At 55.3% G+C, this 25,535-nt stretch carries 19 protein-coding genes and 1 pseudogene; 10 read left to right on the top strand and 10 right to left on the bottom strand.

The features are described 5' to 3' along the window. Positions 1-281: 281 nt before the first annotated feature. Positions 282-1,325 (bottom strand): two-component system sensor histidine kinase NtrB, encoded by a 1,044-nt coding sequence (locus Poly51_RS26475; protein WP_186775831.1) that lies wholly within the window; start codon positions 1,323-1,325, stop codon positions 282-284. 236 nt (positions 1,326-1,561) lie between these two features. Between Poly51_RS26475 and Poly51_RS26470 the strand changes: the two genes are divergently transcribed. Then, on the top strand, positions 1,562-1,843 hold the full coding sequence (locus Poly51_RS26470; protein WP_146461831.1) for a BON domain-containing protein: 282 nt from the start codon (positions 1,562-1,564) through the stop codon (positions 1,841-1,843). A 72-nt stretch (positions 1,844-1,915) separates the two neighbouring features. Next, positions 1,916-2,518: pseudogene (locus Poly51_RS26465) on the top strand (flavodoxin domain-containing protein); the annotation flags it as partial. On the opposite strand, the gene Poly51_RS26460 reads toward Poly51_RS26465, so the two are convergent. From Poly51_RS26460 to Poly51_RS26450, 3 genes are read right to left on the bottom strand one after another with little or no spacing between them, the layout of a single operon-like run. After that, positions 2,495-2,857 carry a response regulator gene (locus Poly51_RS26460; protein ID WP_146461827.1) on the bottom strand — a complete coding sequence of 121 codons (363 nt, stop codon included), beginning with the start codon at positions 2,855-2,857 and terminating at the stop codon, positions 2,495-2,497. The pseudogene Poly51_RS26465 and the gene Poly51_RS26460 sit on opposite strands and share 24 nt — an antisense overlap. Further along, the gene (locus Poly51_RS26455; RefSeq protein WP_146461825.1) at positions 2,854-4,008 is read right to left on the bottom strand and encodes a two-component system sensor histidine kinase NtrB; all 1,155 of its coding nucleotides are present in this window, start codon (positions 4,006-4,008) and stop codon (positions 2,854-2,856) included. The genes Poly51_RS26460 and Poly51_RS26455 overlap by 4 nt, the downstream gene beginning before the upstream one ends. After that, positions 4,001-5,491, bottom strand: a complete 1,491-nt coding sequence (locus tag Poly51_RS26450) for an ATP-binding protein (protein ID WP_146461823.1) — start codon at positions 5,489-5,491, stop codon at positions 4,001-4,003. Before Poly51_RS26450 ends, Poly51_RS26455 begins: the two co-directional genes overlap by 8 nt. A 324-nt stretch (positions 5,492-5,815) precedes the next feature. Between Poly51_RS26450 and Poly51_RS26445 the strand changes: the two genes are divergently transcribed. From Poly51_RS26445 to Poly51_RS26430, 4 genes are all read left to right on the top strand, one after another. After that, positions 5,816-6,655 (top strand): ABC transporter ATP-binding protein, encoded by an 840-nt coding sequence (locus Poly51_RS26445; protein WP_246114793.1) that lies wholly within the window; start codon positions 5,816-5,818, stop codon positions 6,653-6,655. Next, entirely contained in the window at positions 6,652-9,009 is a 2,358-nt protein-coding gene (locus Poly51_RS26440) for an ABC transporter permease (RefSeq protein WP_146461821.1), read from the top strand. The genes Poly51_RS26445 and Poly51_RS26440 overlap by 4 nt, the downstream gene beginning before the upstream one ends. Beyond that, positions 9,006-10,226: an efflux RND transporter periplasmic adaptor subunit gene (locus Poly51_RS26435; protein ID WP_146461819.1), complete on the top strand. Its 1,221-nt coding sequence runs from the start codon at positions 9,006-9,008 to the stop codon at positions 10,224-10,226. The genes Poly51_RS26440 and Poly51_RS26435 overlap by 4 nt, the downstream gene beginning before the upstream one ends. A 234-nt stretch (positions 10,227-10,460) precedes the next feature. Beyond that, positions 10,461-11,381, top strand: coding sequence for a universal stress protein (locus Poly51_RS26430; RefSeq protein WP_146461817.1), 921 nt, complete (start codon positions 10,461-10,463; stop codon positions 11,379-11,381). Positions 11,382-11,519: 138 nt separating this feature from the next. Here Poly51_RS26430 and Poly51_RS26425 read toward each other — a convergent pair whose 3' ends face one another. Together Poly51_RS26425 and Poly51_RS26420 are read right to left on the bottom strand one after the other, a co-directional pair. Beyond that, entirely contained in the window at positions 11,520-12,374 is an 855-nt protein-coding gene (locus Poly51_RS26425) for a sugar phosphate isomerase/epimerase family protein (RefSeq protein WP_146461814.1), read from the bottom strand. Further along, positions 12,358-13,368 (bottom strand): hydroxyacid dehydrogenase, encoded by a 1,011-nt coding sequence (locus Poly51_RS26420; RefSeq protein ID WP_186775830.1) that lies wholly within the window; start codon positions 13,366-13,368, stop codon positions 12,358-12,360. Before Poly51_RS26420 ends, Poly51_RS26425 begins: the two co-directional genes overlap by 17 nt. Positions 13,369-13,492: 124 nt before the next feature. On the opposite strand from Poly51_RS26420, the gene Poly51_RS26415 reads away from it, so the two are divergent. The 4 genes from Poly51_RS26415 (at position 13,493) to Poly51_RS26400 (ending at position 21,178) form a co-directional block, all read left to right on the top strand. Next, complete coding sequence (locus Poly51_RS26415) at positions 13,493-14,542, top strand: LacI family DNA-binding transcriptional regulator (RefSeq protein WP_146461811.1); 1,050 nt, start codon at positions 13,493-13,495, stop codon at positions 14,540-14,542. Positions 14,543-15,124: 582 nt separating this feature from the next. Next, a complete protein-coding gene (locus tag Poly51_RS26410; protein WP_146461809.1) occupies positions 15,125-16,498 on the top strand; it encodes a tetratricopeptide repeat protein in 1,374 nt (457 codons plus the stop codon). A gap of 161 nt (positions 16,499-16,659) precedes the next feature. After that, positions 16,660-19,479 (top strand): glycoside hydrolase, encoded by a 2,820-nt coding sequence (locus Poly51_RS26405; RefSeq protein WP_146462201.1) that lies wholly within the window; start codon positions 16,660-16,662, stop codon positions 19,477-19,479. Between the two features lie 64 nt (positions 19,480-19,543). Beyond that, positions 19,544-21,178 (top strand): alpha/beta hydrolase, encoded by a 1,635-nt coding sequence (locus Poly51_RS26400; RefSeq protein WP_146461807.1) that lies wholly within the window; start codon positions 19,544-19,546, stop codon positions 21,176-21,178. Between the two features lie 34 nt (positions 21,179-21,212). On the opposite strand, the gene Poly51_RS26395 is transcribed toward Poly51_RS26400, so the two are convergent. The 4 genes from Poly51_RS26395 to Poly51_RS26380 all read right to left on the bottom strand — a co-directional run bounded on the left by Poly51_RS26395 (position 21,213) and on the right by Poly51_RS26380 (position 25,173). Next, the gene (locus Poly51_RS26395) at positions 21,213-21,989 is read right to left on the bottom strand and encodes a 3-ketoacyl-ACP reductase (RefSeq protein WP_146461805.1); all 777 of its coding nucleotides are present in this window, start codon (positions 21,987-21,989) and stop codon (positions 21,213-21,215) included. A gap of 93 nt (positions 21,990-22,082) precedes the next feature. After that, entirely contained in the window at positions 22,083-23,261 is a 1,179-nt protein-coding gene (locus Poly51_RS26390) for a Gfo/Idh/MocA family protein (RefSeq protein WP_186775829.1), read from the bottom strand. Between the two features lie 75 nt (positions 23,262-23,336). After that, entirely contained in the window at positions 23,337-23,801 is a 465-nt protein-coding gene (locus Poly51_RS26385; RefSeq protein ID WP_146461803.1) for a cupin domain-containing protein, read from the bottom strand. A gap of 19 nt (positions 23,802-23,820) precedes the next feature. Continuing rightward, entirely contained in the window at positions 23,821-25,173 is a 1,353-nt protein-coding gene (locus tag Poly51_RS26380) for a glycoside hydrolase family 88 protein (RefSeq protein WP_146461801.1), read from the bottom strand. Between the last annotated feature and the right edge of the window lie 362 nt (positions 25,174-25,535).

Genomic DNA, 25,535 nt, shown 5'->3' with positions numbered 1-25,535 from the left:
GACCTTCTATCATGCGTGCTCATCCGCGCGCTCGTGCGATATCGCCCGCATTTTCGGACGGCTTCGGGAGGGACAGAAACAATGGACTACGATGTTTCTCTGACGACTTGCACTCGTCGAAAATGGTGCCCAACGATCACACGATTTGCTCATGACTTGGCGACCGACGCGGTGCGATTGAGGTTGAGGTTGACTGAGCGGGCGTACCGATTCACGTGCTCAGTACGCATCCGAACTGGTACGCGGGGCATGGACACGACACAAGCCAGGATTGCGTCCAATCATTTGCCGCTGGATGTGGACTTAGCCATCGGCAACAAAATGCGTACTTCGACTCCGCCATCGGGATGATTGCGAGCGCTCATTTGGCCTTGATGGGCCGCGATGATTCGTTGGCATACGGCCAGTCCCAGGCCGGTACCTTTTTGTTTGGTTGTGAAGAACGGCTCGAACATCCGACGGGACACTTCCTCGGTCAATCCAACACCGTGGTCGCGAATGCAAATTTCAACCCACTCGTGTTCAAGCATTCGACAACTGCAGTCAATCTCGCTATCCGATAGACTCGCTTGGATTGCGTTTTCGAATACGTTGCGAAGCACTTCCGCCATTTGAAGCTGATCGACTTGGAGGCGAGAGCATCCGCGACATTCGTCGATCCGCAAACGTGGTGTAGCGTTGGAGGAATCCAAGACCAAGGCAGCGAAAGATTTCTCACATAACCGCCTAAAATCGACCGCAGTGATCTTGAGGATGATGGGAGCGGCGTATCGTTTTACTTCCTCATAGTTTTGATGCAAATCGGTCAGGGCACCGCGAATCCGATCGGTCAGATGCAATAAATCCGACTGGTCCGTAATTTCAAGCTCCAGCAGGTCGAGGCACGACTGCGCACGCTGAAGTGCGTTGCGGCTTTCGTGAGCCAATCCGGAAACCATCTCCAAGACAGCGGCAAGTCGTTCCCCCTGAATTCGCTTTTCATATTCCGGCTCGTTCTGGGACAAGTTCACAACGTTGGCCAGGACCATCTCGCCCGTTGTCAACGATAGCGGATGCAATGTCACCTTCACTGCGAACGGCACCCCCTTTCTCGGGCGACCGTAGCGATCCAAAGCGTCACCCTGGCCGTTGTCGCCCGCTCGTGACAGAACGCACGAATCGTGTGACACATCGTCACCGGTCGGATTTCGCTGAAATAAAACCGAACTTGGTTTTCCAAGAAGTTCCGATTCTTTGTATCCGAACCAGGACTCAGCAACATGATTGACGAGCTGAATCGTACCGCCGAGATCAGTCACGATGATTGCCACTGGGGAAGCTTCCATCAGCAGATTGGCAAGTCGATTTCGTCGTAAAGGGATGTCCGGTATCTGCATGGCGTCATTTGCGAAAGTTCGTCGTTTCTACCAATCCGCCCCGTTCTTGTATTTTTTCTCGTACGCCGCAATTCAAGTGCCAATCAGGAGCATGCCGAGTTTCAAGCAACTCTGGCCCGCAGATTGCGTTGTAGCGATTGCACGGATCGCGACACGTTCCATATCAAATCGCTAAGGGCAACCCAATGTCGACCGCCTCGATCTCCGAAATTTTCGATGCAAAGCAATTCCAGGCTGCGATCCGGACTTCGGCCGGGATCACTAGAAATGAAAAAGCGATCGCCTTTGAAGACCATCTCAAAACGAGCGGTTATCGCGAGTTGACTCACGTTCACGTGCTCGTGGAAGACGGCACGGTTGTGCTTCGAGGCAATGTCGCGACCTACTACATCAAGCAATTGGCGCAAGAAACGATTCGACCGATTGCGATTGGGATGAAAATCAAGAACGAACTGACGGTCAACTGACATCTCAAAACACACGCCGGGGAAAATGAAATGCGTGCGATTGTCGTTTATGCAACCTGAGAGGGGCAGACACAAAGAATTGCGGATCGGATTGCTAAGACCATGGCCGAACATGGCGTGCCCACCGACACCTTCGATGTGACCAAGCATGACGTTACCGGATTGGCGGTTGATTCTTATCAAGCCGTTGTGTTTGGATCCTCGCTTCACTTTGCGGAGCACGACTCACGCATCGCTTGGTGCATTCGCAACTACCGGTCATGGCTGCGCGATGCGCCTTCCGCGTTCTTCTCGGTTAGTCTTGGAATCATCAGCAAAAACCACAAGGATCGACGCGAGGCCGCTTGGCTGGCCGACGAGTTTCTGCGACAGGAGGATTTCACGCCGTCAAGGAAAGCGTGTTTTGCTGGTGCTCTCCGATACTCTCAGTACGGAAGTGTCACCAAGCACTTGATGCACTGGATCGCGAAGAAGTCCGGCAGCGATACAGACACAGACCGAGACTACGACTACACCGACTGGCCTGCAATTGAAGCGTTCGCCAGCGATTTTGCCAGTCTTATCCACAGTTGCCGACAACCAGACCCGAGCGGACCGCGGTTCAACCCTGTGGATAAACCGCACCGCCAGTACTCGGCACGCCTGCGGCAGTCAGTTGGAGAACTTCTTGACTAGCGACAACAGCTCTACGATATCGACGGGCTTGCGAAGCACTTGGCGGATGCCGCCATCCTTGGCGTGTTCGCAACCGAAATCGTGGGCGTATGCCGTCATCATGATGGAGGCGATCTGTGGGAGGTTCTTGACGATTTCCTGATGCAGATCTACGCCGTTCATTCCAGGGATATGGTAGTCCAGCAAAGCTACGTCATAGGTGCCGGCTGAAACGAGTCGGAGTGCAGATGTGCTGTCGCAAGCGGTGTCCGCAACGTATCCGAGATCGTCAAGAATGTCCTTCAAATTAACGCAAATGTCATGGTCGTCGTCCACAATCAACACGCGTTTACCGGTCATGGGTCGACTCGGTTCTGCTTGGCTGCACTACTGGGAAGCGACACGAAGAACGTCGTTCCCTCGCCCAACTTCGTCTCGACTCGAATCGTGCCGCGATTCTTCTCCACGATTGATTTGGTGATGGCCATCCCCAGTCCCATCCCATGTGCCTTCGTGGAAAAAAACGGCTCGTTCATTCTTGTTAATACTTCAGGCGTGATCCCTGTACCAGTATCGCTGACGCGAACGATCATTTGCTCGTCGTCGATTCGACCGGATAAGGTCAACGTTCCACCATCGGGCATGGCATCGCGTGCATTGCGAATGAGGTTTGCGAACACGATCGGAATTTGTCGCTCGTCCGCGATCACATCGGGAGCATCCGGTGCAAACTCGAACTGGACCGACACATTGCTTGATAGACCCTTCCTCTGAACAATGTCCCGTAGCACCATTTCGATGTTGAAACGATCCATCTTGGGTGCGGGCAATCGAGCCAGATCGGTCAGCGCCGTAACGACGCTGTCGATGATTGCAACTTGGCGATCAATTCGCGTCAGGTGTTCCCGAGTTTTTTCTTCGGTAGGCGATTGGGCATGGAGCAGGTAGTAGGCCGACGTCTTGATGGCATTGAGTGGATTGCGGATTTCATGCGAGATTCCGCCGCTGATACGACCGAGTGCCGCGAACTTCTCCTTCTCAACCAATTCTGCCTGTGTTTGCAAAATCGCATCGGCTTGCAGTTGGACTCGCTGGTCGAGCGACGCGTTGAGCTGTTTTAGTTCGACTTCGGCGGCCTTCAATTCGCTGATATCACGCATGATGCCCGTGAACAGTCTTCGGCCGACCGTCTTGGTCTCACTGACCGCCAAATGAAGCGGAAATGTCGTATCATCTTTTCGCTTTCCGACGACTTCGCGGCCAATCCCGATGATGCGAGGTTCATGCGTTTCGTGATAGCGTTTGAGGTATCCATCGTGTTCCCCATGGTACGGCGACGGCATCAACATCTTCACGTTTTGTTTCAACATCTCGTCGGCGGAATAACCGAACAATCGTTCGGTTGACGGATTCACGGAAACGATCGTGCCGACGTCATCAATGATGACGATCGCGTCAACGGCGGTTTCCAAGACGGATGCCAAGATCGCCAGTTGCTCGTGTTCAAGCATCGCTGCCTATCACTCCTTTGTCCTCGCAAGAATTGCCAAAAGCGGATTCGTGCTTGTCCAATCGAATCAAGAATCGAGCACCGCAGCTGCTCGGCTCCGCGATTTGAATTTGTCCACCGTGCGCCTCGACGATTCGCTGAACAATCGACAATCCCAAACCCGTACCGCGAGTCTTCGTAGTGTAAAAGGGTTCAAACAATTTCTCGCGTTGCTCAAAATTCAATCCGGGACCGTTGTCTTCGATGTCCAATAGAATCGCCCCCGGACTGTCGCAACGGCAGTGCAGGTGAATGCGGATTGGATCCTGGCAAGCGGCTAGCGAATTTTCAAACAGGTTGCGAAAGACCTGTTCCATTCGGATCACGTCCACATCAACCGGGCAATCACAACCACCGTTGGATTCAACGAGCAAGGCATCGCGACCATCGCGTGACGATTTCAGGTAACCCCACACGCGCTGCCAAACTTCCGACAACATGACCGACTCGCGTTGAAGCTGAATGGGGGCTGCGTATTGCCGGACTTCTTCCAGTGTGTTCGTCAATTCCAATGCCGCCCTGTGGATTGAGTCGACTTCATCCCGCAAATCGGCACCAGGCAAGATATCTAATTGCAGAATCTCAACGTTCGTTTGAATCCGATGCAATGCGTTACGGCTTTCGTGCGCCAGTCCCGCAACCGTTTGGCCGATCGCAGCCAGTCGCTGGGACTGCATGGTTGCTTCTTGCGCAGCGATCAAGTCGGTGACGTCAACTCCTACGGCGAGCACAAAGCCTGTGTCGCCCACATCGTCCTTTAGCGTCGTGTTTGACCAACGTATTTCACGTTCGCGGCCTTTTGTGGTAAGGATTGAGTTGAGGATGCCAGAAGTTTGTCCGTCGTGTGCCGTACGATAGAAAACCTCGCGTGTTTTTTCACGGTTTCGCTCCGGAATGCAATGATCAAACCAGTCCCGTCCACGGAGATCATCCAATTGCCATCCAGTGATCGACGTGAAGTACGAATTGAATCGCACCACTTTTCCCGCTAGGTCAAGCACAAGGATGATTGCCTCGGCGGTCGAAAGCACCTTGTTCGCGAACTGTTGTTCTTGGTGTAACTCTCGCTCGATTTGTTGCTGACGCGCGATCCGGGCCGCGCTGGAACGGATCACCTCGGGATGCACTGGCTTGATGATGTAGTCGACGATGCCGAGCTTGAACGCCGTAATGGTGTGCTCTAAGTCGGCATGTCCGGTCGCGACGATAAACTCGGCGTTGGGAAGCAGTTTTTTTAACCTTGGCAAATAGTCCTCCGCTTCACCATCGGGAAGTTTTCGGTCCAAAATAACCAAGCCCGTCATTGCTTGTGGCCCAGCATCAAGCACTTCGGAAAAAGTGCCGGCTACGCGAATGCGGTATCCATCCATCGCCAGGATGTCGGCCAGATTGGCTTGCGTATCGGGGTCGTCCTCGACGAGCAGTATCTCGAACTCGTCAGCCATAGTGTTGGTTTACCGCCGAAAGGTGCTTTGCGAGAGTTTTAGGCGGCACGCCGGATGCGATCTGACGCCGTCAATACGATAACAAAGTTTCGTCGGTAAGCCATTCACCCATCCGTGGGAGGCTCCGATGCTAACGATTTGCGTCCCAATCACCATCGGAACATTGTTTCGGGGGCCGATCCAATTCGACGCTCCTACTGCGGACGACGAAAGCGAGTCGCTAGCTTCAACGGCAGTCACCTTACTTATTGATTTTCCTTTCGGTTCCGACGCGTGGAAACGAGAATACGGGCGATCTAAAGGTGGGCGTTCACGCTCGCAAACGTGCATCAACGCACGCTGGCATTCCGAATCCTTGACGCCCGACTCGAATTTCGCAGCGGTATGGCGGATGCAGTCGCAAGCTCGAAGAAAGAACAGCATTGGAATAGTGTCGTGAACATGATCGCCGACGAATCCGGAAGGCCGGTCTTCATCGCCCGATCGGTAACCAAGGTTTACCGAATGGGTGAAGTCGACGTGCATGCACTGCGCGGTGTTGATGTCGAGATGTACGCAGGCGAGTTTGTTGTCATCTTGGGAGCGTCTGGCAGCGGAAAATCGACACTCCTGAACATCCTCGGTGGACTCGATGTGCCGACCGACGGCCAGGTGTTCTTTCGTGAGCAAAGATTGACTGGCGCGGATGAAGACGAATTGACTGAATATCGACGTGAACATGTTGGGTTCGTGTTTCAATTCTACAATCTGATTTCCAGTTTAACCGCGAAGGAGAACGTGGCCCTGGTCGCGGATATTGCTCGCGATCCACTTCAGCCCGCCGAGGCGTTGCGTCTGGTGGGCCTCTACGATCGACGTGACCACTATCCGTCACAGCTTTCCGGTGGCGAACAGCAACGCGTTGCGATAGCAAGGGCGATCGGCAAACGACCCGATGTTCTGTTGTGCGATGAACCCACCGGGGCACTGGACGTCAAAACAGGCATCATCGTGCTCGAGGCGATCGCGCGAATCAATCGTGACCTGGGAACGCTGACGGCCATCATCACGCACAACGCCGCGATCGGGGAAATGGCAGACCGAGTCATTTCACTCTCGGATGGGTCGATCTCTGACATCCGTGTGAACAAGCAGCGCAAAGCAGCGGAGGAATTGGTCTGGTGAACCGACTGTTGCTTTCGGACCTGAAACGCATGTGGCGACAAGGCGTCGCCATTAGCACGTTGCTTGGCTGTGGCATCGCACTGTTCGTGATGGCGAACAGCAGCATGGTATCGCTGGAAGAAGCGAGAGAGTCGTACTACAGCCAGTACCGTTTTGGGGACGTGTTTGCGACGCTTGTCCGCGCTCCCAATGGAATTGCCGATCGCGTTGCGGAGGTCGACGGTGTCAGCCGTGTTCAGTCTCGCATCGTCCGCAGCGTGTTGGTGGATCTACCTGAAATGGCCGAGCCTGCTTCGTGTTTGCTGGTTTCCATCAATGTGGAAGATCCTTTTCCGATGAACGCGATTCATTTGACGCAGGGTCGGTTTCCAAACGACGATCAACGTTGCGAGACGGTCATCAGCGAACTCTTCGCAGAGGCTCACGGTTTACAACCGGGTGGCGAACTGGATTGCATCATTGGGGGACGCAAACAACGATTGCGCATCGTCGGCATCGGATTGTCGCCGGAATACGTCTATGTCGTTCAGCCCGGTTTGATGGTGACCGACAATCGCCGCTACGGCGTGGTTTGGATGCCTAGGCGACAAATGGAAGCCGCATTCAACATGGAAGGAGCTTTCAATAGTTTGTCGATTGCGATGCAACCGCACGCCAGTATTGCCGCCGTGATTGCCCAAGTCGATCAGCTAACACGCCCCTATGGCGGCACCGGCGCTTACGACCGCGGGGACCAAGTTTCGCACCACCGAGTCGCGGACGAAATGTCTCAGCAAAGGACGATGGCTCTGGTCATGCCGTCGATTTTCCTTGCCGTGTCTGCATTCCTTTTCAATATCGTGTTCACACGATTGGTGAATGGTCAGGCCGAACAGATCGCGACGTTGCGAGCATTTGGCTATCGCTCGCGTGAGATCGGCTGGCATTACGTCAAGATGGTTCTGTTTTGGGTGATCCTAGGATCTGCGATGGGATGCTTGGGCGGATTGCGACTGTCATGGTGGATGACGTCACAGTATTTGCGGTTCTTTCGTTTTCCAACGATGGAGTACGAATTTGCCACACACCACGCGATTTTGGCGATCGCCATCGGAGCAGCTGCCGCAATCTTGGGTACGCTCGCCTCGATTCGCAAAGCGATGTCGTTGCAACCCGCCGAAGCCATGCGTCCCGCTGCGCCCCGAGACTATCGCGGACTGATCGCCGAGCGAACGGGGTTCTCAAAATTGCTATCTCCGGTCGGACGCATGATCGTTCGTCGCTTGGAAACCAACCGGATGGCCACGACTTTATCGGTACTGGGCATGTCGCTAGCGGTCGCGATCCTAGTTCTTGGTTCGTTCTTTCAAGACACGATCGACTATGTGATGGATTTGCAGTTCAAAAAGACGCAACGCCAAGATGTCATGCTGACCTTTGCAGAAACGCTGTCGGCCGCATCGATACACGACGTCGCCCACTTACCGGGCGTAACACGAGTCGAACCATTTCGTAGCGTGCCAGTAAGAATGCGCAACGGCAACCGCACCCATCGTTTGTCGTTGATGGGCATGAGCGAGAATCCCAGCCTCTACCGAATCCTGGATGATGCTCAGCAACAGGTCACGCTACCGCCAATCGATGGATTGACCATTTCGGATAAGCTAGCCGAGGTAATGGACGTGAAGGCTGGCGAGTTGCTGACGGTTGAAATTCTCGATCGAGAGCAGCGAACGATACGATTGCCAGTCGCGAGGGTCTTCCCCAACTACACCGAACCCTCGGCATACATGAATCGTCAATCGCTTCACAAAGTCTTGCGAGAAGTCGAGCAGCTTTCCGGAGCTTTCTTATCGGTCGACGCCGATTCCATTGCTTCGCTTTACGACGAAGTCAAGAAAACACCTTCGATCGCGGGCGTTCTGGACAAGCATGCAGCCGAAGCCAGCTTCAATGAAACGATCAGCGAGAGCACTTCGCTGATGCGAATCGTCAATGCAGCATTCTCGCTCGTGATCGCGTTTGGCGTGATCTACAACTGCGCCGTCATCATCCTGGCCGAACGTGCTCGTGATCTCGCCACGCTCCGTGTGATGGGTTTTCGACGCATCGAGGTGTCGATGGTTTTGTTCGGGGAACTGGCCATCATCACAGTCCTGTCGATTCCCGTAGGCCTACCCATTGGCTACGCGTTTGCTTATCTGACAACGATTGCTCTCGATACGGAAACCCACCGCTTCCCGCTCGTCATTCAACGTTTCACCTATGCCTATGCAGCTATTGTTGTCTTGGGAGCCGCCAGTCTATCTGCGATTTACGTACGGCGAATGCTTTCGTCTCTTGATTTGGTCGCTGTCTTGAAAGTGAAGGAATGATGCGTCGTCACGTCAGCAAGCTCATCTGGATCATTGTCATCACGGTTCTTTCCGGATTTCTGATTTACGGGCTCATGCCACAACCGATTGATGTTGAAACCACGATGGCCAGCGTCGGTTCCCTTGCCATAACAATCGACGACGACGGTGAAACACGGATCAGGGAGAAGTACGTCCTCTCGGCTCCCGTCGGTGGAAAGTTGCTGCGACTCGAAATGCACGCTGGCGACTCAGTGACAGCCAACGAAACCGAGATCGCACGGATTCAGCCATCCGATCCGTCACTGCTGGATGCTCGCACGAGAGCGGAATCGCAGGCGCGCGTGAGAGTCGCCGTCGCTGCGTATGCTCAGGCATCCAGCACGGTGGACCGGGCCCGTGAAGCATTGAAATTGGCCGAGAAGGACTTTGAACGTGCAAAGAAGCTAATCAGAAACCAAGCAACGTCCCAGGCTGACTACGACGCGGCCGAAAACCTATTGCGGCTTGCACTTGCCGATGTTCGCTCGGCCGAGTCTGCCCAACGTGTCGCTCAATACGAAATTGACCAAGCCGAAGCAACTGTTCGGTACATCAAAACGACGTTTGATCCCAACGACGAAAACTTCTTTACGCTGATCTCTCCCATCACTGGAAAATTGCTTTCGGTCTATCGCGAAGACTCGGGTGTCGTTGAACCCGGAACCCCGATCGCTTGCATCGGCGACCCGTCCGACCTGGAACTGGTTGTCGACGTTCTGTCGTCCGATGCGGTGAAAGTCAGCATTGGCGACCGAGTTTTCGTTGAGCATTGGGGCGGCGAGATACCATTGAAAGCCACCGTGCGAGTCGTCGAGCCATCCGCATTTCTAAAAATTTCCGCATTGGGCGTCGAGGAAAAACGAGTCAACGTGATCGCGGACCTCGTCGACCCGTTTGAAGTCCGCGCAAATCTTGGTGACGGCTTCCGGATCGAAGCCAGGATCGTCGTCGACCAGACTCCCAACGACTCCATCAAGATTCCAACCGGCGTTCTTTTCCGCGATGGTGATAAATGGCACGCGTATCGCATCGTCAACGAACAGGCCGAACTTCTGGACGTCGAAGTCGGTCGTTCCGACGGACGCGAAACGGAAATTCAGTCTGGAATCAAGCTCGATGATCGGTTGATCCTTCATCCCAGTGATGAAATCGTGACGGGGCGGAAAGTTAGCTACCAACAGCACTCTCGACGATGAAGATCGAGAACGTTGGGCGGCTCCCTCATTGGGGTGTTTCTATACGACGGGTTGAAACCCAAGTTTGCTAACTCGATGCTCCACATTTGCTCCGATCCGCACGCGTGAGCGACTGATTGTGCCGAAACGCACGAAATGGGCATGCGAGTTGGGCGAATGGTTGATGGTACGACATCTGCGATACCACCTAGGTATTCCGCTTCCCAAATCGATATCCAAACTGGAGTCACTTCGATGAAGATTTTGCTGCCGATTGATGGTTCTGATGCCGCGAACGAAGCGGTCGAGTTTGTTCGTTCGTTGGCGATGGAAAACTCAGTGGATGTCACGATCTTGATCGCTTACTACAAGCCGACTGAGTATTCGTTTCAGCCTTGGGTGCCGGAATGGACCGAACAAGAAAAAGTTCGTACGGGAAGCATCCTCGCGAAGGCGAAGCAAGTCCTGGATGCAAATTGCGATAAGGTGACGATTGCCCAAGAAACGGGGGCCGTCGTTCCGTGCATCTTGGGCCGGGCAAAAAAGGACAAGGTGGACCTGATCGTGCTCGGTGCAAAGGGGCATTCGGCAATCCACCGCGTTCTTCTGGGCAGTGTATCCGACAGCATTGCGACCCGAGCAGAGTGCTCGGTCGTCGTCGTTCGACCAACCAAGAACGAAACGCATCAGCCACGAAAAATCGTGCTGGGATACGACAAGTCGATCGCATCGCGCGAAGCGGCAGCGGAGTTGATGGAATGGAAACTCAATCGCGAAACAAGTGTCGACGTCGTCAGCGTTGTTCAAAATCCATACATCTATGTTGGCGAAGGATACATTCCCGCGCCCGTTACATTGCAGCCTGAACTTATCACATCAGTGAAAGAGACAGCCGAAAGGATGGCTAGCCAAATCTCCGAAATGTTTCCCCATACCGACGCGCACATCCCGGTCGCCGACCACATCGGCGAGGCTATTGTTCACGCTGCTGAGGGAAAAAATGCCGACTTGGTAATCGTCGGCGATACTGGTCACAGTCTGCTTGGCGAATTGATTCTCGGCAGCACATCGAATTACGTCCTACGTCATGCCCCGTGTAGCGTTTGGATTTCACGGCATCACTATAAGTCGGACGAAACGGAGCAAAAGTCCGGCAACGCCGTCGCTGCAAGCTGAAACCTGGACGGCCTACCCTGCGGTTGTTCCCCCTGCGGTTGTTCCCAACGTGCAGCAAGAAACTTCGGGAGTCGCAGTCGTTGTTTCGCAGTGGATGCAACAAGCGCATCGATCGCTATGCGGAAGAAAACGTCGGGCCTAGGGGGCGATGCAAGCGGGTGTGCCCGCTCGCCATCCGCTTTCGGTTAGCGCGGTTAGTGCGGTGCCAAGATCGGGCAAATAGGGGTGCCACTTGCGTTCCCATTCAAGACTGATGATGCCGCTGTAGTTGTTGTCGCGCAGCACGCTGTAAACATCGCCGGCTGGGAATTCGCCTCTGCCGGGCAACACATAGGTGTAAGGGTGACGGGCGGAAGGGATCGAAACGCTGTCTTTGATGTGAACGTGCTGGATCATTGACGACATCTTTTCCCAAGTCTGCAACGCACTCTCGTCGCCCATTTTCCAGGTGTGATGCGTATCCCAGATCACATCCACGTGGCCGCCGAACGCATCTTGAAGCTGCAGACAGCGCTGGGAACTGCTGAATCCGTCGTGAGTTTCCAAAGCCACGTGGGTCTTCCACTGGTTTTCTTCGCGCTGTTGTTTCCACCATCGCAAGTTCTCGACAGCGGTAGCCAAGTCATCCTTTGAAAGTGGCTCGCTCATGCTGCCGCCGCCAAAAATTCGGATCAAAGGAATCTCAAGCAGATCGGCCCAGCGAGCGAACGCCGACAGTTCCTCGCGAGCGTCGTCGTCTGCACCGATCAGTTTGAAACCGCTGTTGAGCGCGATGACGGACTGGCGATGCTGTTCAAGGATCCGAGCGACCGCGGCGGGATCACCGGGATAGGTTTTGTCCAGATACTCGGGCAGGTCCAGGCAGTCGGCCAAACTGCGGATCTCCAAGTGATGGATTCCGTGTTGTTCGGCAAGCTTACAAGTCTCGGGCAGATCCAGTTCGTGGCATCCCAGCGTGGAGATGCCCCACTTGATATCAGGTAGCACGGTCATAGGTATTCAAGTCGATGAGGTTGATCAGTGGTTTGTCGCTGACATAGTTTTCAAGGTTCTGGAGAGCAAGTTTGCCACAGTCGCGACGACGATCCGGCGTCGGACCACCGAGGTGGGGCAGCAGGGTGATGTTGTCCAAGCTTCGCAGCGGCGAGTCGACGGGAAGCGGTTCGACTTCGTAGACATCCAGCGCGATGTGCAGTCCGCGTTCGCGACTGGCGCGGACCAAAGCCTGTTCGTCGACCACCATACCACGACCGACATTCACAAAGACGGCGTTTTCAGGTAGCAGATTGATCAGATCATCGCCCACGATGTGATAGTTGTCAGGTTTGCCAGGCGCAAGCTCGACCAGAACATCCGAGGTCGAAAATAGATCCTCGAGCGATTCGGCGCGACGGACGTTGAGCGTCTTGTAAGTTTCGTCGGGAACGCTGGGGGAATAGGCCGAGATCTGAACGCGAAACGGTTCAAGCAGTCGGACCAATTCGCAGCTGATTGCGCCAAGACCGTGCAGGCCGACACGCCGACCAAACAGGCTAAGCGTGTCGGGGTGACGGCCCTTTTTCCATTCGCCCTTGGTTCGCATCGCGACGCTCCAATTGCCGACGCGCCGCAGCGCCGCCAGGATCAGCAGCAGTGTGCACTCGGCCACCGTGTTGCTGACACTCGATCCCCAGTTGGTGACCTTCAAACCGCTTTCGATCAATTCACGGGGAACAAGCGAGCGGATCGAGCCACACAGGAAACAGAGATATTTCAAATGCTCGGCGGCTTCGGGGGGCAGCGAAGGCGTTTCCCAAGCACAGAGAATGATTTCCGGTCGCTGCTCACTCAACAGTTCACGCCACTGGTCATCCCGCAACGGGGCGTCGGCCCAAACGAGTTCGGGGAACAACGCGCGCAACCGAGCCTCCAGGTCCGGCGGCATGAATTCATGCTTCTCCTGTTGGGTCATGACGACCAGAACAGGCGGATGGGAACGCGATTTCATGTTCATGTTTATTAAGCGTATCCTGGTTGTTTGATCAACACAATCGACTTGCCGATAATTCTATGAAATCTATAGTCTTGATTATGAAACAAGGGTGTTCTAGCGGCAACCAGGATTGTTAACCATGGCGAAACGTATTTCTCAGACCCAGATTGCGAAGGAATTGGGCGTATCTCAATCCTTGGTGTCGCTGGTTCTAAACGGGCGTCGCGATGGCATTTCCGACGAATCGTATAGCAAGATCTGGCGAGTGGCCGTGGCCAACGGGTACGTGCCGCGCGGAATGCAGCCCGTACACGCGCCGGAGGCACGCCGCAGCTATGTGGGGATCGTGCTTCGCAGCGGCTTGAAACTCGATCGACCCAGCAACACGTTTAGCCACGTACAGCAAGGGCTTTTCAAGGTGCTGCAAAAGTCGCGCATCAGCACCACATTTCTGGGTGGCGAACGAGATCTGGACGAGACAAAGCTGTTCGAACTGCTTGGCCAGCGCGATCCGCTACAAGGGATCGTCGTTTTCGGGGAAGTCAGCGAGCCGTTCCTGCGGGCGCTCGGGGCTCTGCGAGTGACGCTGCTGAGCGTTTATGCCAGCACCCCGGGGCTTTGCCATTCGGTCGCCCCCAATGAAAAGCAGTCGCTCGATCAGTTGGTGGAACATCTGGTAAAATTGGGACACAAACGGTTCGCGTGGTTGGGCGGAAATTCCCAACTCGGACGCCACCATGCACGCCTGGGCGCGTTGCGTGAGTGTTTGAAGACCCACGAATTGGAGTTGGACGACCGTTTCGTCGTCAGCGTTGAAAAGGGAGATCGCCAGGAAGGTCTCGATTGCGCCGAACAGTTGATCACTCGGTTGGGCGACGATTGCTCCGACGCGCCGACCGCATGGGTTTGTCACAACGGGCTGATGGCGCGCGGGGCCTACCAATTCGCGTTGCAACGCGGCATCCGTATTCCGACGGATGTCAGCATCGTGGCGGTGGACCGGACCCGGATCTGTACCGAAATTCATCCGTATCTGACCAGCGCCGGCAGCAATCCGGAGGTGATTGGCGAAGAGGCGGCCAAGCTGCTTTGCAAAACCGACGAACCGGGCGAGAACCGTATTTTCGTCGATCTTGTGATCCCATCGGAGTTTTTTGCTGGCGAAACAAGCGGTCCAGTATCTGGATAGCCCAGGATTCGGATAGCGACGTGCCGTTGCCGAGCGAAGCCCTGATTACACCCACCGCATGACACGCTGCCACCATTTTTGCCGCCCGCCCGGCGCTTGCCCCGTCCAAACCACGTTGCCGCACCGGTTATTTATGATTTTTCCTGCTTGGAAACTTCATAAGTATGATTGCGGGTTCGTTCATTACGGTTCATGATCGAGCCGGTTTGTTTCTGGACTGCCAATGCCAGACAAGCGGGTTCGATGAGCGGTGTCGACGGTGTGATGGCGACTACGAATTCAGCGAGTTTGCGAATCCGTTTCGTGTCGGCCGGGCAGTGATGCGACGCTGCGACAACCATCTGACACAACGAGTTGTGGTGTTAAAATTCCGCGCACGGATTAGACTCGGTTGTCCAAGAAAAATGAGCGTTTTGAGATACACGACACAGTCTACGACGGTTCGTTTTCCGGGATGGAAATCGCAGCGAAAGTCGTCAAAACTTCGGCATTGAACTGGTCGGTTCAAGTCGATGCTTTTGACGCGTTTCGAAAGTCGACAACCAAGTGGCAGCCTAATACCAACGAGCGGCAGATTAGCACATGACTAGGACGAAATTGAGCGACCTCAATGCAGCGGCGTTTCTAAGAGCGGCTTCCGTTGCCGTCATGCTGATGGGGATTTGTTGTTGCAGTGATCCCGGTTGGTGCGACGTCGTTACGGAAATCGAATCCGGCGGGTCTCTTGGCGCGACTCCCGACACGCCCGATTCGACGCTGGCCGAACTGCTAAGACAGGCATCACAATCGATCGCCGCGGGCAACGTTGACGCCGCAATCGAACAATTAAAACCTCTGGCAACCAATCCGGAAGTTTCCGACGTCGACGTTGTCATGGCGGATATGTTTTTCGCGGCGGGGCGTCAACGCGAGGGACTGCAATGGCTTGAACAGGCAACTGCACGGAACCCAAAGCGGATGGCCATCTATCTTTCATTTTGTGAAATCGCCGTTCGTCAAAAACGGTGGTTCGATGGTTGGAATCTGTCGCAAACGGGCTCGCGCATCAAGGCGCCTGAACACTGGTCCGACGCTTTGACGCGTCGAGTCAAACGTCGATTGACGTTTCTGTTGGCCGTTTGCAACGAAGGGCGATCGGACTGGAGCGGCGCTCGCGGTGCATATGAATCGTTGGTCGCCGACATTGGCAACGACAGTGATTCGTCGCGCCGGGAGGTTTTGGTCGGATTGGCCCGTGCTTGTGTTCAACTGGGCGACGGGGAAGCCGCCTTCGCCGCGCTGGCGATATTGCACGAGCATGATCCCAGGCTCAGTCCGCCTCGCCAGCTTTTGGCGCAAATGTACGCACAAAATGGCATGATCGATCAAGCCGATCAAACTTATCAACTGAACCTTTCCGAGGTCGGCGTTGATGCAGATGCGAATGCGAAATTGGCGTATGCGAGCTTCCTGCTTTATAACAACGAACCCCAGAAAGCCGAGCCACTTTTGGCGGAATCGGATTCAACCGATCAGCAGAACGATCGAATCATTTTGCAAGCCGTTCTGGCGCGGATGCAGGGTCGCAGGGAAGACGCCCGATTGTTGTTTTCCAAGATCCATCGTGATCACCCCGAGTCGATCGACGCAGCCAATCACTTAGCCGCGATTCTGGTCGAGGAAGAGAACGAAGCCATGCGGGCCCGAGCACTGCAGATCGCCGAAAGTACAGTTCGCAATGCTCCGAAATCGGCTGACGGATGGGCGACGCTCGGATGGGTCCAGCTAAGGCTTGGCGACACCGTGACGGCCGAAACCAGCCTGTTGCAGTCGCTGAAGTTGGGCAAGCCATCGCGGGACACGCTCTATTTCCTTGGCAAACTCAAACGTGCGACCGGGAACCCGAAGGATGCCGAGATGTTCGAGCAGATGTTCGCGGCATCCAATGGTCCCAACCTGTTCTCCGCTGGCGAGTAGCCAGGGAATCGCGGGAAGAAAACGTGCAAAAGCATTCATAAGTATCACTTTTTGTGTTTCTTCGAAGTCGTGCTTGGGATAGCCTTTGAAACTTAGTTCCCGCGGAGGACTCTCTTTGTCCACCAAAACAGTTCTCTAACGTCCGCGTCATTGAGGAAATCATGACAGTCCGTCGCATCGCATTTCTGGTTTTACTGCATGCTCTCGTGATCAACGAATCTCGCGAGGCCTCGGCTCAGAACATCAGTGTCGACACGAGCGCGCGCAACCACCGGTTCGAAGCATGGGGAACATCGCTCGCCTGGATGGGTAACGAGATCGGTGGTCAGTCCAACGCCCAGGGCCGCGAAGACCTGATGGATATCCTGTTCGACCAAAACAACGGTCTGGGGCTGAACTTTGTTCGCTACAACATCGGTGCCGGGTCGAATCCAGATACTTCCGTACAGAACATCACGCGGCCGGGTGCGAAGATGGAGGGTTGGGTTCCGGACGCACCGACGAGTGTTTCCAATACCAACACGTGGGATTGGAATTGGAACGCCGACGCGACGCAGCGGTCGGTGCTGGATATGGCCATTGCTCGGGGTGTCACTCAAGTCGAAGCCTTCGCGAACTCCGCACCCTGGTGGATGACCAACTCGCTCAGCTCATCGGGTTCATCAACCGACAGCAACAATCTTTCGACCGCCAACCAGGGCGTTTTTGCCCACTACATGCTCGAAGTGGCCGACCACTTTGAACAGAATCTCGGCATCCAGTTCAACACCATCACTCCCGTGAATGAACCGGGCTCGGGTTTTTGGACGGGCGGCAGCGGCCAGGAGGGCATGAACATTACCTCGATCCGACAGCGCAGCCTGATCACGACGTTTGGTGAGGCATTGGATGCCCGCAACTCGCGAATGCACCTTGTCGGCCCCGAAGAAACATCGACGGACCAGAGCGGCGACACTTGGCTGGTTTACAGCGACACCACCAAGTCACATATCGATCAGGTCAACACGCACACCTATCCCTTCAACGGCGGCAGCACCGCCTCGGATTCGCAGCGTCTCTTTGACATGGTCAGTGCCGATGGCAAAAAGATCTACGCGACGGAATATGGGACGGGGCAAGGAGCGGTCCGGCTAGCAACTCAGATCAACCTAGACATCCGCCACCTCGACGCGGCCGGTTGGACTTACTGGCAAGCGGTTGAAGACAACAACGGCAGCGGCTGGGGCTTGGCGATCCAAAACTTTAACGGGACGAATCCGCGTTTCGACGTTCAGGACCAGTATTTTGGGTTGAAGCAGTTCTCGGCGCACATCCGGCCGGGAGCGGAAATCCTTGAACTCGAAGGTCAAGACAACATCACCGCAGCCTACGACCCACGGACCGGCACCACCGCATTGGTGGTCACCAACGACGGGGCCGACGGCACTTCGCAGAACTACAGCTTCGACCTGCAGGACCGCCAAGTGGTGTCCACTCGTCTGATCCGTACAACCGACGAAAACAACGCCAGCTTGACCAACGCATACCAGTCGCTGGGGCCGGCAACGGTCATCGGCGGCAACAACGTCAGCTTTGACGCCGAGGGTAATGCCATCACCACGCTGGTCATCCACCACCGACCCAACCTGATCGACAACCCCAATTTTGACATCAGTGGCTTCCGCCATGGTTCTTCGGAGATCACTCGCTGGAACTCTGAAGGTTCCGCGGTGTTCGATAGTGGGCGTGACAACAGCGGCGACGGAACCGGATCGGGGCTGTTGCTTAGCAACGAGGCCGGCAACACCGGAAAGATCTTTCAAACCGGCATCGGCGACACCGACACTGATTTGACGGGCATCGGTTACCAGTTGTCGTTGGATGTGCAGTTCCGAAACCAGGGTGGTAACAATTACGACGCGGACACGTTTTTGGCGTTGGAGTTTTACGGAGCCGATGACGCGACACTTGCGTCGGTTGCACTGGATGCTTACGAGACAGAAATCGACCCGGCGTTCGCCGTGAAAGCCGCCGGTAGCGAAAGCAGTGTCATCGGGAGTGACCCCAACGACAGCGTCTATCGCACCTACGTCAGCGGGCGTTTCGTGGCCCCTGCGGGCACGCGATATGTGCGGCCAGTCATTCGCTATGACGGCGTTCAAAACGGCAGCAACAGTCCGGTGTATCTGGATAACGTCCGTTTGCAGGAGGTTCACCCCGAAGCGGCGGCTCGCGAATGGAATGCAGAAGGCGGTGGCAACTGGAACGACAACACCAGTTGGCTCAATCACTCGCTGGTCGAAAACAATCGACACGCTTACTTCGGAAACGCGATCGAGCAAGACAGCAACATCACGATCGATAGCACGCAAGCGGTCACTGGATTAACGTTCTTCAGCGAGCATCAGTACAACCTGGTGGGCGCCGGTACGTTGGAAGTGGGGGATCCAAGTTCTGTGGCAGACGCTTTGATCGATGTGCGTGTGGGCAGCCACCTTGTTTCGGTAAATACCGAGTTGATGGATGATGCTGTCTTGCAGGTTCTTCCCGGCGCGAAAATTGGATTCGAATCAGGCTTCGACCTGGATGGGCATCACCTGATGAAGCTGGGCGCTGGCGATGTCGAATTCAACTCGGGATTCAGGATGAATGGCGGCCTGTTGTCTGCGTATGCGGCTTCGAATGCCAGTATTTTCTTTGGCTCCGATGCGCTCCTCGACGGTGACTACGAGTTGCTGATCGCGCCCGGCCAAATGCTACGTATCGGCGACAGCTTTGAACTGGCAGCGTATTCAACTCTGAACGATTCGTTTGACGATCTGTTTCTTCCTACGCTCTCGGAAGGCCTCGCTTGGGACGTGAATTACGGAACCAGCCGACTGACCGCGGGAGTGATCGCGGTACCCGAACCGACATCCGTATTACTGCTCACAGCCGGTGCGTTTGCTTTTTATTATCGGAATCGCAAGCGAACGGTATCGAATCCGCAACCAAAGTCCTGAGTCGCACGCTGGGTTTCGATTCAACATTATATCGCAAGCCGTATTCACAACTTTGGTGCGTTTGATGATCACCCGATCAACCATTGCGTTATGCATTCTGTTTTCATGGATTCTTCAAGTCAGTAACTTGGCCGCTCAATCGGCGTCGACCACGGCACAAGGACTCGGCGGTACGGTCTTCCTGCATGAGACATTCGACAGCTATGCGGCTGGCAGTGTGCCACAGACTCCGACGCTTCGGCGCGCCGAGCTGGTGAATGTCGTCGAAGGGCAAGGGCAAGTTGGATCGGGAAACGTAGCGCACTTTGACGATTCCGACACTAAGCTCAGCGGAGCGATGGAGTACAACGTGGGCGCGTCCGGTCCGGGCAGGCTGTACTTGGAATTTGACGCCCTGAATCATGCGCCGTTGAAGGGCGATGGTTCATCTTCGATGATTTTCGGAGTCGGCACTTGGGACACGGGCAAAGGCCTGGTGCTGCATGCGAAGTCGACGCGGGCCTTCGGGTTCGAAATGTACCAGCAGAAGTACCTGAAGCTGCGAGTTGGCGACAAAACCACTGCATCCATGCACTACGATCCTGCGACCGGGTTGAACGTCAAAATCTGGGTGAACGATAACGACACGAACACGTTGTCGTACAAGCGTCCCGATACCGGCGACACGTCGCTGCTGGATCCGGATTCGGTCGTCGTCTGGGTCAACAATTCGCTGATCGACGAATTGCCGCCCTCCGGATGCCCGATGAATCGAGAGATCACGAAAGGGGACACAGCGGTTGGTCGTGTCGGATTCAGTTCCGCTTCGACCAAGGTGTCCGACTTTTTGATCGACAATTTGCACATGGAGGACCCGTTGGGCCAATCGCAAGTGGCCGCTCCGAAACCGAAAGCTGTTTCCGAGGCGGAAGAGGTTACTCCAGCGAGTATGCCCGGCGCCGAAACCAAGGCGTATCGCGAGGGCGATAACGCGATGAACCTGTTCGTCTTCAAGCCCGACGGATGGCAGGCCGACGACAAGCGTTCTGCGTTCATCTATTTCTTCGGCGGCGGTTGGACCAGCGGTACGCCACTGAGATCTGCCTCCGTAGCTGCCTGGGCCGCGGAAAACGGCATGGTCGGCATCGCGCCTGATTACCGTACCAAGAACCGCTTCGGCACCAGCCCCCTGGCTTCGGTCGCCGACGGCCGCGCCGCATTTGCCTGGGCGGTCGAGCATGCGGACGAACTCGGCATCGACCCGACGCGCATTGCCGTCGGCGGTACGTCCGCTGGCGGGCACGTCGCAATGTGGACTGCCATCGACAAATCACCTCCGGGCTCCGAACCGGCGACGCAGTCGAATGTAAAACCTGCCGCCGTATTCCTCAGTTCGGCCGTCACCGACACATCACCAGACACCGGTTACACTCCGTCGCGGTTCGGCGATGATGCCATCTCGCTTTCTCCGGTGCATCAGCTTTCTGAAAAGATGCCGCCGGTCGTAATGTTTCATGCCGCGAACGATAAACTGGTTCAATACAGCACGGCGGTTACCCTCTATCACAAGTTGACTTCAACCGGCAATGCGTGCGAACTGATTACCGTTCCACAGGGCGGACACGGGTTTTCCAGTGAATTTCCTGACTGGAAAATGAAGGTCCGCGAGAAGATGATCGAACAATTCAAGCGAGAAGGACTGCTTCCTGCAGTCCGCTGAAAACGGGCAAGAAGCGGAATCGCATTCCGCTACGTTACAGCCGGTTCATCGTCAGTCCGCCATCCACATAAATCACTTGTCCGGATGCGTACGGCATGTCGCCGCGCGCCATCGCGGCGGCTAGCTTGCCGATGTCTTCGGGCATTCCCCAACGTTTCTCGACCAGCCGTTCGGTGTTGTAGATCAGATTGTCGTACTTTTCCGTCACGCCCGCCGTCATATCGGTTTTGATCAGCCCCGGACGAATCTCATAGACCGGAATGGCAAACTCGCCCAAGCGAGCGGCAAACAGCGAGTTCATCATGCCTAAGCCCGCTTTTGAAATGCAGTAGTCACCGCGGTTCGGTGAAACGACTGTCGCGGAAATGGAACCGACATTGATAATGCAGCCCGTGAAAGAATCGTCGGCACGCTTCTGTTGGATCATCCAGTTGGCGCAGGCCTGCGATAAGAAGTACGGCCCCTGCAAATTGATCCTCATGATCCACTCAAAGCTGTCTTCGGTCGCTTCTAGGATGTCCGCTCGAACTCTCGGCGCAACCCCGGCGTTATTTACCAATACATCCAGCCGCCCGAATCGCTCTTTGACTTCCGCCAGCATGGCCGCACGGTCTTCGGCCGATGCCACATCGCCAGCACAATAAAGCACCTCCGCTCCCAGACCTTCGAGCTTCTCGACAGCGTCCGCGACTTTCGACGCATCCGAGCGTCCGCTCAGAACCAAGTTGAAGCCGTCCGCGGCTAGTTTTTCGCAAATCCCAAAACCAATGCCCCGGCCGCCGCCGGTCACGAGTGCTACTTTCTTGTTCACCAAAAGATCCCTGAATAAGTTTTATGTGGCGGAAGTCGTCAACGGTTTGTCGGTTTCGCCTGATTGTGTGGGCAAGCGCTCTGTCGGCGTTACTTACACGAGTTCAGGAACGTCGATCCATTTGCGTTCTTTCCAGCTCTGCATACCTAGCTCGGCCAACTGAACGCCCTTGGCGCCTTCCATCAGCGAGTAGGTCCATGATTCGCCGAGGACGACGTGACGGATGAACATTTCCCACTGGATCTTGAAGGCGTTGTCGTACTCGATATTGTTCGGCACATCTTCCCAGCCGGCCAACAGATCGATCGGCTGTGGGATGTCAGGGTTCCAGATCGGTTTGGGCGTGTTGGCCGCCGATTGAGTCTTCACCTCGCGCAGACCGGCAACGGCCGAACCCTTGATCCCGTCAACGTGAACGGTCAGCAGGTCGTCGCGGCGGACGCGCGTGCACCACGAACTGTTGAACTGGACCATTGTTCCGTCTTCGAGCACGAACATCGCATAAGCAGAGTCGTCGGCGGTGCACTTGAATGTTGTGCCGTCTTCGGCGCGGCGCTCGTCTAGGTCGATCGAGCCGTAGGCCACCAGACTCTTCACCGGTCCGAACACATGGTCGATGACGTATCGCCAGTGACAGAACATGTCGATCATCATGCCGCCGCCGTCTTCGGCGCGGTAGTTCCACGATGGACGCTGCGTCGGCTGGTCGTAATCCATACCGCTGAAAACCCAATAGCCAAAGTCGCCTTTGACGGACAGAATTTTCCCGAAGAAACCGAGTTCCTTCAGCATCTTGATTTTGCGGAATCCGGGTAGCCACAACTTGTCTTGAACGACGCCGTTTTTCAGCCCCGCCTTCTCAACCAATTTGGCCAGACGAACGGCTTCCTTGGTTTCAACGGCGGTCGGCTTTTCACAGTAGATCGCCTTGCCCGCCTTTACCGCCATTTCGATGAAACCGGCGCGCTGCAGCGTCCCGGATGCGTCAAAGAAGATTTCGTAGTCGCCAAACTTGCCATCAAGCGCGCCCTGTAAATCGGTGGTGTACTTATAGGCCTCGCCGCGAGCTTCCTTGCCGTACTTTTCGGCCAAGGACTTCAACGCGTGGTCACGACGCCCGGTCAAAATCGGGTCGGGCATGATGGTCAAGTCGTTGCTGACCTTGATGCCGTCCTGTTTGATGATGGCGGTGATGGAACGGGCGAGGTGCTGGTTTGTGCCCATGCGTCCGGTCACACCATTCATGATGATTCCGATTCGTTTCGTTTCCACGGTTGCGTCTCTTGCTTGGTTGTTGAAGGTTGATCGTTTGTTCTTGGCGGTGTGCCGTTCCGCAAATACCGTCTCTCAAATGATGATGGGTCCGCCTTCGGGCATGTCGGTACACTGCGGACGCGCACCCTCGGGCAGCTTGGGAACATCGACGCCGGCTTTCGGAAGGTTTCCGGCCAATTCCTGTTTCCAGTGAGCGACGTCGCCCGCCGGACCGTAGCAGTAAACGAAAGTTGCTGGTTCATCGCCGATGTTGGTCATCTGGTGAAAAACACCCGACGGGATGTGAACAATTTGTCCCGCTTCCATCTCGCGACGTTCCTCGCCCAAACACATTTCGGTTCTTCCCGAAACGACAAAGTAGACCTCTTCCTGATCCTGGTTGTGCCAAGGAACTTGGCCGCCATTGGGTTCAAGAGTCACGAAGCCCATCGCAAAGTTTTCGCACTGTACCGGCGATGCGCCGCCGACAAGGTTCTGGGTCAGCCGCCGAGCTGGGTAAGTTCGACCGCTGATTTCTTTCAGATCGCCAATGATCATGTTTCATGCCCGCAGTGGGTTACAGATAAAACTTGTAATACGGCTCGTCGTTGGCGAGTCGCTGGACATAGAGCGCTGTTTCGCGTGCGTGGTAATCGCCCCACATGCTCGATTCGCCGCACGGCACGGTCTGGCCTTCTGGGATGTGATCCCAACCGTTGGGGCGATGATAGATCGAGTGCAGGATCAGACCTTGATGAGACGGGTCGAGGCTGAGGTACTTATCACTCAGCAGGGTCTGCATCACGGTCAGCCCGGCAGTGGTGTATTTGGAATCGTTCAAGTAACGCCCCAGTCGCAACAGGCCCTGTGCACCGATGGCCGCGGCAGATGAATCCACCGGCTCGGCATCATTGAACGGCTCGGATTCACGTTGGTAAACGTCCGGGCCAAGTTTGTGCATGTCCAACGCCCCCGTGTCCCAGTAAGGGATGCCGTCGGTTGCGGTGTTGTCAATGAAGAAGTCGCAAGTTGCTTTGGCCATCTTCAAAAAGAACCCCTCAATCACCTCGCGCCCACCCAGAGGTTCAAGCTCGGCATCGTCGACGGTTTTTAAAAACTCCAACTGTTCCGGTGCACCGGTCATGACCCAAGAAAGGCCGCGCGTCCAAGTCGTGAACGGCGAAAAACCCTGCAGCGTATTGGGACAGCGATAGTTCCCGTCGTTGACGTTAAAGATGCTTTCGTGAGCCGTGCGGCCCCAGACGTCATAGAAGTCGCGGCCCTCGCCATAGAAAACCGCATAGTCGGCCGTCGTTTTGGCATGTTGGACCAGTCGCTCAAGCAGGCTGGTCTTCTTGTCGTTCTCACCCATCAGCGAATGCCCCAATTGGTGCCCGACCGCCAGGATGCGCAGCGAACGCATCGTGTCGGCGAACAGCGAGTGCGGACCGTTGAAGGAGTGGATGTATCCGCCACCGGGCAGCGAAGTCCAACGTTTGGCTTGCACGGCGCTAGAGGCCTGCAACGCCATCACATAGAAATTTCGTTCCCATTCGTCTTCGGGAATCCGCCCTTCGTTCATCAATCGCAGCAGGTTGCCGTAAGTGCTAACGTTGTTGAATCCGTGGTCATGCACGCCGAAGTGAGTGATGTGCGGTGCCATCTTTTCGACGGTGTTTCGTTTCCCCATTTCAAGGAATTTTTTATCGCCGGTCGCATCGAATTGCAGGATCTCGGACCCGTATTGAAAGCCCTGTGTCCATTCGGTCCAGCCACGAGTGACGTATTTGCCCTCGACCGTGAAGACCGGCGATCCCTGCGATGTGTCGTACTCGCTGTTGATCAGCTCAATTTTCTGGGCAGAGACCTTCCAGAACCGTTCGAGGCTCGGCTTCAGATCACTAGGCTTGATGGCAGGGTTGAGTTTCATCGATCGTCATCTCATGCTGTTGCGGGCGAGTTCTGGTCAAGTTTTCTATAAAAATGAACCAGCGGGGCGGAGGTGGAAACATCGTCACGAGCCGAGTTTCTGCAGGGCTCCGCTGTTATGGTGGGGGCACCGGAATCCGTCAAGAGTTTCGGCAATCACTCATAATGCTCAATTTCATAGCGACATCCGTGTCATCGGAAAACGAAAACCGTACCGGTACGTGGCTCGAAGGTCGTTTTCCAAGAATGTCGACGACATCCACTTGCAAACCGTGCTCTTTACCAGGATGATGTAATATTTATTACTCGTCTAGTCCTGGCCGCCGATTTGTTTTCCCGGTCTTTGGCGTTGCTGTGTCGTTC

This window comes from Rubripirellula tenax, from assembly GCF_007860125.1.
GTDB lineage: Bacteria > Planctomycetota > Planctomycetia > Pirellulales > Pirellulaceae > Rubripirellula > Rubripirellula tenax.
The sequence above is the reverse complement of the archived record's forward strand: the minus strand, read 5'-3'. Positions and strand labels throughout refer to the sequence as shown.

Coding starts and splice junctions, on each gene's coding strand:
- Poly51_RS26380 (WP_146461801.1), bottom strand. CDS start 25,173: ATGAAACTCAACCCTGCCATCAAGCCTAGTGATCTGAAGCCGAGCCTC.
- Poly51_RS26475 (WP_186775831.1), bottom strand. CDS start 1,325: ATGGAAGCTTCCCCAGTGGCAATCATCGTGACTGATCTCGGCGGTACG.
- Poly51_RS26420 (WP_186775830.1), bottom strand. CDS start 13,368: ATGAAATCGCGTTCCCATCCGCCTGTTCTGGTCGTCATGACCCAACAG.
- Poly51_RS26410 (WP_146461809.1), top strand. CDS start 15,125: ATGACTAGGACGAAATTGAGCGACCTCAATGCAGCGGCGTTTCTAAGA.
- Poly51_RS26385 (WP_146461803.1), bottom strand. CDS start 23,801: ATGATCATTGGCGATCTGAAAGAAATCAGCGGTCGAACTTACCCAGCT.
- Poly51_RS26430 (WP_146461817.1), top strand. CDS start 10,461: ATGAAGATTTTGCTGCCGATTGATGGTTCTGATGCCGCGAACGAAGCG.
- Poly51_RS26405 (WP_146462201.1), top strand. CDS start 16,660: ATGACAGTCCGTCGCATCGCATTTCTGGTTTTACTGCATGCTCTCGTG.
- Poly51_RS26460 (WP_146461827.1), bottom strand. CDS start 2,857: ATGACCGGTAAACGCGTGTTGATTGTGGACGACGACCATGACATTTGC.
- Poly51_RS26455 (WP_146461825.1), bottom strand. CDS start 4,008: ATGCTTGAACACGAGCAACTGGCGATCTTGGCATCCGTCTTGGAAACC.
- Poly51_RS26450 (WP_146461823.1), bottom strand. CDS start 5,491: ATGGCTGACGAGTTCGAGATACTGCTCGTCGAGGACGACCCCGATACG.
- Poly51_RS26415 (WP_146461811.1), top strand. CDS start 13,493: ATGGCGAAACGTATTTCTCAGACCCAGATTGCGAAGGAATTGGGCGTA.
- Poly51_RS26435 (WP_146461819.1), top strand. CDS start 9,006: ATGATGCGTCGTCACGTCAGCAAGCTCATCTGGATCATTGTCATCACG.
- Poly51_RS26470 (WP_146461831.1), top strand. CDS start 1,562: ATGTCGACCGCCTCGATCTCCGAAATTTTCGATGCAAAGCAATTCCAG.
- Poly51_RS26400 (WP_146461807.1), top strand. CDS start 19,544: ATGATCACCCGATCAACCATTGCGTTATGCATTCTGTTTTCATGGATT.
- Poly51_RS26425 (WP_146461814.1), bottom strand. CDS start 12,374: ATGACCGTGCTACCTGATATCAAGTGGGGCATCTCCACGCTGGGATGC.